Genomic DNA, 7,191 nt, shown 5'->3' with positions numbered 1-7,191 from the left:
CGCCCGGGATGCCTGCCGCACCCGGACCCGCGCCGGGACCGGCACCCGCGTTGGGCCCGGCGCCCGGACCGCTCGGCTGAACTCGGGCGTCTGCCCGTTTTGGGGTCAGCCCCCACCTGCGGCCTAGACTCGACCGTGATGTCTACTCCGCATGACCTGGAAGCCGCGGTGCGCTCGGCGCTGACCAAGGTGATCGACCCCGAACTGCGTCGCCCGATCACCGATGTGGGCATGGTCAAGGACGTCAGCGTCGAGGCCGACGGGTCGGTGCACGTCGAGATCTACCTCACCACCGCCGCATGCCCGAAGAAGACCGAGATCTCCGATCAGGTCACCCGCGCCGCCAGCGACGTTCCCGGCACCGGCTCGGTCCGGGTGAGCCTCGACGTGATGAACGACGAGCAGCGCGCCGAACTTCGCAAACAGCTGCGCGGCGACTCCCGGGAGCCGGTCATTCCGTTCGCCCAGCCGGGCTCGCTCACCAGGGTGTACGCCGTGGCGTCCGGCAAGGGCGGCGTCGGCAAGTCCAGCATCACGGTGAACCTGGCTGCCGCACTGGCCGCCCGCGGACTGTCCGTCGGCCTCCTCGACGCCGACATCTACGGGCACTCGGTGCCCAGGATGATGGGCACCACCGAGCGCCCCACCCAGGTCGACTCGATGATCCTGCCGCCGATCGCCCACGACGTGCGCGTCATCTCCATCGCGATGTTCACCCAGGGCAACACCCCCGTGGTGTGGCGGGGCCCGATGCTGCACCGCGCGTTGCAGCAGTTCCTCGCCGACGTCTACTGGGGCGACCTCGACGTCCTGCTGCTGGACCTGCCGCCCGGAACCGGTGACATCGCGATCTCGGTGGCGCAGCTGATCCCCGGTGCGGAGATCCTGGTCGTGACGACGCCGCAGATGGCGGCCGCCGAAGTGGCCGAGCGCGCCGGCGCGATCGCGCTGCAGACGCGCCAGCGCATCGCGGGGGTCGTCGAGAACATGGTCGACGGACCGGTGATCAAGATGTTCGGCGAAGGCGGCGGCCGCCATGTCGCCGAGAGCCTGTCGCGGGCAGTGGGCGCGGAGGTTCCGCTGCTGGGCCAGGTGCCGCTCGATCCCGAACTGGTGGGCGCCGGCGACACCGGTGTCCCGCTGGTGCTCAGCGCACCGGACTCGCCGGCGGGCAAGGAACTGCACGGCGTGGCCGACGCCCTGTCGAGCCGCAAGCGTGGTCTGGCCGGCATGTCTCTCGGGCTCGATCCCGCCGGTCGCTGACCGCACCACCGCCGAAACGGCATTCCGGCCGCGCTGCACTCGCACTTCTTCTGCCGGAATGCGAGTTCGGCGGGATCGGCCGCCGCGGCGACCGGGCGACCCGGGCGACCCGGTCCTCTAGGTGGCGTCGGTGTCGAACGGTGTCTGCGCCGCGGGCTTGCCCGGCTGTGCCGGCGCGCCGGGGGCAGCAGCCCCCGGACCGGGCCCGGACTGCGGTTTCTCGGGTGTGCCGGCGTCCGTCGCGTCGAACTTGCCGGTGAAGATCGAGTCGTCGCCGTCGAGCAGGTGTTTGGTCAACGCCGCACGCGGGGTCATCCCGCGCAATTTCTGCAGCTCCGACAACGGCTCGCGCAGGTCGTCGAACTCCGGACCGAGGTCCTGACGGAGCTGACTGGTCGCGCCGGTCAGGTAGTCACGCGCCTGTTTGACCGCCCCGGCGGTCCACCGGATGGCCCCGGGAAGCCGCTCCGGCCCGAGGATCACCAGACCGGCGATCACCAGGACCACCATCTCGCCCCAGCCGACGTTGGCGAACATGACTAGGTGCTGGTGTCCGCGCCGGGGGTCACCGTCAGCGTCACGTTGCGCCCCTCGCGGACGACCTCGATGGGCGCCGGTTCCCCGATCTTGAGTTGCCGCACGGCGACGACGAACTCGTCGGCGTCGGCGACGGTACGGTCACCCACCTTCACCACGACGTCGTTCTCCATGATCCCGGCCTGCTCGGCGGGCCCGCCGGCGTTGACGTTGGCGATCTGCGCGCCCTTGGCGAGGTCGTTGCTCACCGAGCGGGCGGTCAGCCCGAGGGTCGGATGCGCGATCTTGCCGTCCTCGATCAGGGTCTCGACGACCTGCTTGACCTCGTTGACCGGGATCGCGAAGCCGAGGCCGCTGGCGCTGTCCGACAGCGATTTGCCCGCGGTGTTGATGCCGATGACCTCGGAGCTCATGTTGATCAGCGGGCCGCCCGAGTTGCCGTGGTTGATCGACGCGTCGGTCTGCACACCGTCGATGACGGTGTCGGTGTCCGAGCCGTCGCCCGACAGCGGCACCGGGCGGTTCAGCGCGCTGATGATGCCGTGGGTGACGGTGCTGCGCAGCCCGAGCGGGGCGCCGGCGGCGATCACCTCTTCACCGACGGTGAGCTTGTCGGAATCGCCCATCCGGGCCACGGTCAGGTTGTCGACGTTGTCGACCTTGAGCACCGCCAGGTCGGTCTTGGGGTCGCGGCCGACCAGGTTGGCGGGAACCTCGGTGCCGTCGTTGAACACCACCGCGATCTGGAACTGGCTGGGGTTGCTCGCCGCCTCGGAGATCACGTGGTTGTTGGTCACCACGTAGCCGCGCTCGTCGACGACGACGCCGGAACCCTGCGATCCCTCGGTGTCGCTGGTCGCCTCGATGGTCACCACCGAGTCGGCCACCGCGGCGGCGACCTCGGCGAACGGCCCGCCGTGCACCTCGGGGTTGTCACTGGTCTCCAGGGTGACCTTCGACGTCGTGAAAGCCTGGACCACCTCGGCGGTGGTGCGTCCCACCCATCCGCCGGCGACACCGATGACCAGCGCCACGATGCCGAGCACCACCAGCGCGGCGATCGAGACCTTGCCGCCGAACAGCACGTCGCGGACACCGAGCTTGCCTACCGGAGCGGGCGGGGTGACGGGCGCGCTGGGCGCCAGAGCCGGGGTGCCCAGACCCACGGGTGCGCCCGGATTGCGCCACGGGTCGTCGACGTCGGCTGCGCCGCCGTCGCGGTCGGCATCCAGGGCGCCGGCGTCGGTGGGATGGCGCTGCAACGAGTCGGCTCCGGGGTTCGGGCGGCCGAACGCCTCGGCGAGCACCGGGTCGGGCGCCTGGTCCTGGGGGGTGTACTCACCCTGGTCGGCGTGCGACTCGGCGTCCAGGAAGGAGCCCTCCACGCCTGCCGGCCTGCCGAATGCGCGCTGGGCCGCCGGGTCCACCGGCGGACGGGACACGGGGCGCGGCTCGAGACGATCCCGGCCGGTCTGGTCCAGATTGCTCACCCGTTATTGCCCTTCTCGAAAACCGTCCATCAGGGCGTCAGCTATCGCCGACGCACATCGCTCTAAAGAATCCGCTTCCACCCTACCGGCGCTTGCGGCGAGCGCGCCGTGCGTCGTCAGCTAACTGCGGCGCGTCGACGGCTTCCGGAGGCTCGACCGGTGAACGGTTGGGGATCTGCGACAACAACCCCAGCAAAGAGCTCGGCATGTCGACCGGGCACGAATCGCGCAACGCCGCGCGGGCCTGCCGCTGCGCGTCGACCTCGGCTGCGCAGTCGGCGCACAACGACAGATGATGCGCGGCGCGCAGATGCGCGCTCATACGCAGTTCGCCGTCGACGAACGCGGCGATCGCCTCGGTCGAAAGGTGTTCGGTCGACCCGAACTGGCGGGGTCCGACCGGGGCATCGCTCTGCGATGCGAAGTGCGCCGGCAGCCAGGAGAAGGCGCGTCGGAAGCGTTCGTGATCGAACATCGTCCAACTCCTCTCGGCTCGACAAGGCTGCTTTGAATGTAGCGCGCCAAGCTGTGAGTCAGCGCGTAAACCTCAGGCCGAGCGGCTGGCTTCCCACTGCAGCTCGCCGGCGTCGCGGCGGGCGAGGAAGTCCCGCAGCGCCTGACGACCACGGTGGATGCGGCTGCGCACCGTGCCCAGCTTGACCCCCAGGGTCGCGCCGATCTCTTCGTAGGACAGACCTTCGATGTCGCACAGCACCACCGCGGCGCGGAACTCCGGGGGCAGCGAATCCAGGGCCGCCTGCAGGTCCGGCCCGAGGCGCGAGTCGTGGTAGATCTGCTCCGGGTTGGGTTCGTCGGCGGGCACCCGGTCGTAGTCCTCGGGCAGCGCCTCCATCCGGATCCGCCCGCGCCGCCGGACCATGTCCAGGAACAGATTGGTGGTGATGCGGTGCAGCCAGCCCTCGAAGGTTCCGGGCTGGTAGTTCTGCACCGACCGGAACACCCGGATGAACGTCTCCTGGGTCAGGTCCTCGGCGTCGTGCTGATTGCCCGAGAGCCGGTAGGCCAGCCGGTAGACCCGATCGGCGTGCTGGCGCACCAGCTCGTCCCAGCTCGGCATCGCAGCGATGTCCCCGGTCGCGTCGAAGACGGCCGTTCCGGTCATCTCGTCGGCCGGCTCCACCCACTCACCGTCGGTGAACTGCTCGAGGTGCGCCATGGACACGGGCGCGGTGACCGGGGCAGCAACGGGCGGGGTCGCGGATGCGGGTTGCGTGGTCGTCAGATCCTCCAGGTCGTGAGGGCAACGGTCGTCGTGGGACGACCGCTCGGTATCGACAACGCGGCGCGCTGGGGAGTTGTTCCCCGGGCGCCAACTGTCGCGGCGTGCGCTGGATGCGCCGTCTCTCATGCGGCTACCGTCTCCCGCGGTGGTGTGGCGGGCATATGAGCAAACTGAACATTTCCTGAGAAAGCTCGTTACCCCATTTCCAACCAGCGCAAACAGGGTCTCCGTCACAGCAATTATGACCGCTCGGGCCGGGCGTGTCGCGGCACCGGCCACCGGCGGTTCGCTCTACGCTGCGGGCATGGCCAGCACCGACGAGCCCGCGGCCGGCTCCGGCGAATCCGCGGCGCCGACGAGCAAGGCCGAGGCGATCGTCACCCATGCCGAGCAATCGATTTCCGAGGACTCCATCGTGGCCGCCGCCCGGGAGCGGGCGGTGGACATCGGGGCGGGTGCGGTGACCCCGGCGGTCGGTGCGCTGCTGTGCGTGCTGGCCAAGATGACCGATGCGCGCGCGGTGGTCGAGGTGGGCACGGGCGCCGGGGTGAGCGGCCTGTGGCTGCTGTCGGGCATGCGTGAGGACGGCGTGCTGACCACTATCGACGTCGAACCCGAGCATCAGCGCATCGCCAAGCAGGCGTTCTCCGAGGCAGGGGTCGGCCCCGGGCGCACCCGGCTGATCAGCGGACGCGCCCAGGAAGTGCTGACCCGGCTCGCCGACGAGAGCTATGACCTGGTCTTCATCGACGCCGACCCCGCCGATCAACCCCAGTTCGTGGTCGAGGGCGTACGCCTGCTCCGGGAGGGCGGTGCGGTCATCGTGCACCGCGCCGCGCTCGGCGGCCGGGCCGGAGATGCGTCGGCCAACGACGCCGAGGTCAGCGCCGTCCGCGAAGCCGCCCGCCTGATCGCCGAGGACGACCGGCTGACCCCGGTGCTGATCCCGCTCGGCGACGGGCTGCTGGCCGCCGTCCGCGACTGATCCGGGCCGGTTCTCGCCGGCTGCTTGACCACGGACTGAATGCGCGTTTAATCTATTGAACGTGCGTTCAGGCAACGATCTGACCGCCGCAGCGCGGATCCGGGACGCGGCCATCGACCTGTTCGGCCGCGAGGGCTTCGCGGTCAGCGTCCGGGCGATCGCCACCGCGGCCGAGGTGAGCCCGGGACTGGTGATCCACCACTTCGGCTCCAAAGAAGGTCTGCGCAAAGCCTGCGACGAGTACATCGCCGAGACGGTGCTGACCACCAAGACCGAGTCGGTCCAGGCCACCGATACCGCGACCTGGTTCGCGCAGATGGCCGAGATCGAGGACTACGCCCCGATGATGGGCTACCTGGCGCGCAGCCTGCAGACCGGCGGCGAGCTGGCACGAGCGATGTGGCGCACCATGATCGACAACACCGAGCAGTACATCGAGGCAGGAGTGCACGCCGGCACCATCAAGCCGAGCGCCGACCCCCGCGCCCGGGCCCGCTTCCTGGCGATGTCCGGCGGCGGCGGCTTCCTGCTGTATCTGCAGATGCACGACACCCCCTCGGACCTGCGCGCCGTCCTGCGCGACTACAGCGAGGACATGGTGCTGCCGGCCCTCGAGCTCTACACCAACGGCCTGATGACGACCTCGACGATGTACGACGCGTTTCTGGCCAAACGCGCCGCTGGGGTCCCGTTCACGTCGGCAGAAGGAGTTGACGATGACTGACACCGACGGCGCCCCGCTGGCCGTGGACATCAAGGGGCTGTCGAAGTCGTTCGGGCGCACCAAGGCGCTCGACGGCCTGGATCTAGAGGTCGCGGCGGGCGGGGTCAGCGGCTTCCTCGGCCCCAACGGCGCGGGCAAGTCCACCACCATCCGGGTGCTGCTGGGGCTGCTGCGGGCCGACCACGGGACCGTGCGGCTGCTCGGTGGCGACCCGTGGCGCGATGCGGTCTCGTTGCACCGCAGGATTTCCTACGTGCCGGGCGATGTCACGATCTGGCCGAACCTGACCGGCATGCAGGCCATCGATTTCCTGGCACGGTTGCGCGGCGATGCGGTGGATGTCAGGCGCCGCGACGAACTCATCGAACGCTTCGAACTGGACCCGACCAAGAAGGCCAGGACGTATTCCACCGGCAACCGCCAGAAGGTGGCGATCGTCGCCGCGTTCAGCACGGTCAGCGAGCTGTTCATCCTCGACGAGCCGACAGCCGGCCTGGATCCGTTGATGGAGCAGAGGTTTCAGGACTGCGTTCGCGAGGTCGCCGACCAGGGCGCCGCGGTGCTGCTGTCCAGCCATATCCTCGCCGAGGTCGAAAAGCTCTGCGACACAGTGACGATCATCCGCTCGGGGCGGACCGTCAAATCCGGCACCCTGACCCAGATGCGGCACCTGATGGCCACCACCGTCACCGCCCGCACCCGCTTCGATGCGCACGGCCTGGGCCGGGCGGACTACGTGCGTGACCTCACCCTCGAGGATGGGCAGGTGCGATTCTCGGTGGACCGCGCCGATCTCGACCGTGCCATGTCCGACCTCACCGGCCTGGGAATCGAGGAGCTGACGGTGGCCCCGGCCTCACTCGAGGAACTGTTCCTGCGTGAGTATCAGGAAGTGCTGCCGTGAGCGCGACCGCCGTGCGCCGCCCGGCCCGGGCCCGGCACGCGGCCC

At 69.7% G+C, this 7,191-nt stretch carries 8 protein-coding genes; 4 read left to right on the top strand and 4 right to left on the bottom strand.

Translation table 11 applies throughout. The features are described from left to right. Window positions 1-138: 138 nt before the first annotated feature. Window positions 139-1,263, top strand: a complete 1,125-nt coding sequence (locus tag ACXAID_RS26110; protein WP_475025083.1) for an Mrp/NBP35 family ATP-binding protein — start codon at window positions 139-141, stop codon at window positions 1,261-1,263. A 117-nt stretch (window positions 1,264-1,380) separates the two neighbouring features. On the opposite strand, the gene tatB is transcribed toward ACXAID_RS26110, so the two are convergent. The 4 genes from tatB to sigE all read right to left on the bottom strand — a co-directional run bounded on the left by tatB (window position 1,381) and on the right by sigE (window position 4,659). After that, window positions 1,381-1,800, bottom strand: coding sequence for a Sec-independent protein translocase protein TatB (gene tatB / locus ACXAID_RS26105; RefSeq protein WP_421458938.1), 420 nt, complete (start codon window positions 1,798-1,800; stop codon window positions 1,381-1,383). A 2-nt stretch (window positions 1,801-1,802) separates the two neighbouring features. After that, entirely contained in the window at window positions 1,803-3,290 is a 1,488-nt protein-coding gene (htrA, locus tag ACXAID_RS26100) for a serine protease HtrA (RefSeq protein ID WP_475025082.1), read from the bottom strand. An 82-nt stretch (window positions 3,291-3,372) separates the two neighbouring features. Next, complete coding sequence (gene rseA, locus ACXAID_RS26095) at window positions 3,373-3,765, bottom strand: anti-sigma E factor RseA (protein ID WP_475025081.1); 393 nt, start codon at window positions 3,763-3,765, stop codon at window positions 3,373-3,375. A 72-nt stretch (window positions 3,766-3,837) separates the two neighbouring features. Next, complete coding sequence (gene sigE / locus ACXAID_RS26090; protein WP_475025080.1) at window positions 3,838-4,659, bottom strand: RNA polymerase sigma factor SigE; 822 nt, start codon at window positions 4,657-4,659, stop codon at window positions 3,838-3,840. 178 nt (window positions 4,660-4,837) lie between these two features. Between sigE and ACXAID_RS26085 the strand changes: the two genes are divergently transcribed. The 3 genes from ACXAID_RS26085 to ACXAID_RS26075 all read left to right on the top strand — a co-directional run bounded on the left by ACXAID_RS26085 (window position 4,838) and on the right by ACXAID_RS26075 (window position 7,146). Next, window positions 4,838-5,518 (top strand): O-methyltransferase, encoded by a 681-nt coding sequence (locus tag ACXAID_RS26085; protein ID WP_475025079.1) that lies wholly within the window; start codon window positions 4,838-4,840, stop codon window positions 5,516-5,518. A gap of 61 nt (window positions 5,519-5,579) precedes the next feature. Next, window positions 5,580-6,242, top strand: coding sequence for a TetR/AcrR family transcriptional regulator (locus ACXAID_RS26080; protein ID WP_475025078.1), 663 nt, complete (start codon window positions 5,580-5,582; stop codon window positions 6,240-6,242). After that, window positions 6,235-7,146 carry an ABC transporter ATP-binding protein gene (locus ACXAID_RS26075; protein WP_475025077.1) on the top strand — a complete coding sequence of 304 codons (912 nt, stop codon included), beginning with the start codon at window positions 6,235-6,237 and terminating at the stop codon, window positions 7,144-7,146. Before ACXAID_RS26080 ends, ACXAID_RS26075 begins: the two co-directional genes overlap by 8 nt. Window positions 7,147-7,191: the final 45 nt, after the last annotated feature.

This window comes from Mycobacterium sp. ABE4_509 (genome assembly GCF_056160785.1).
This window is presented reverse-complemented; position numbering and strand designations above follow the sequence as displayed.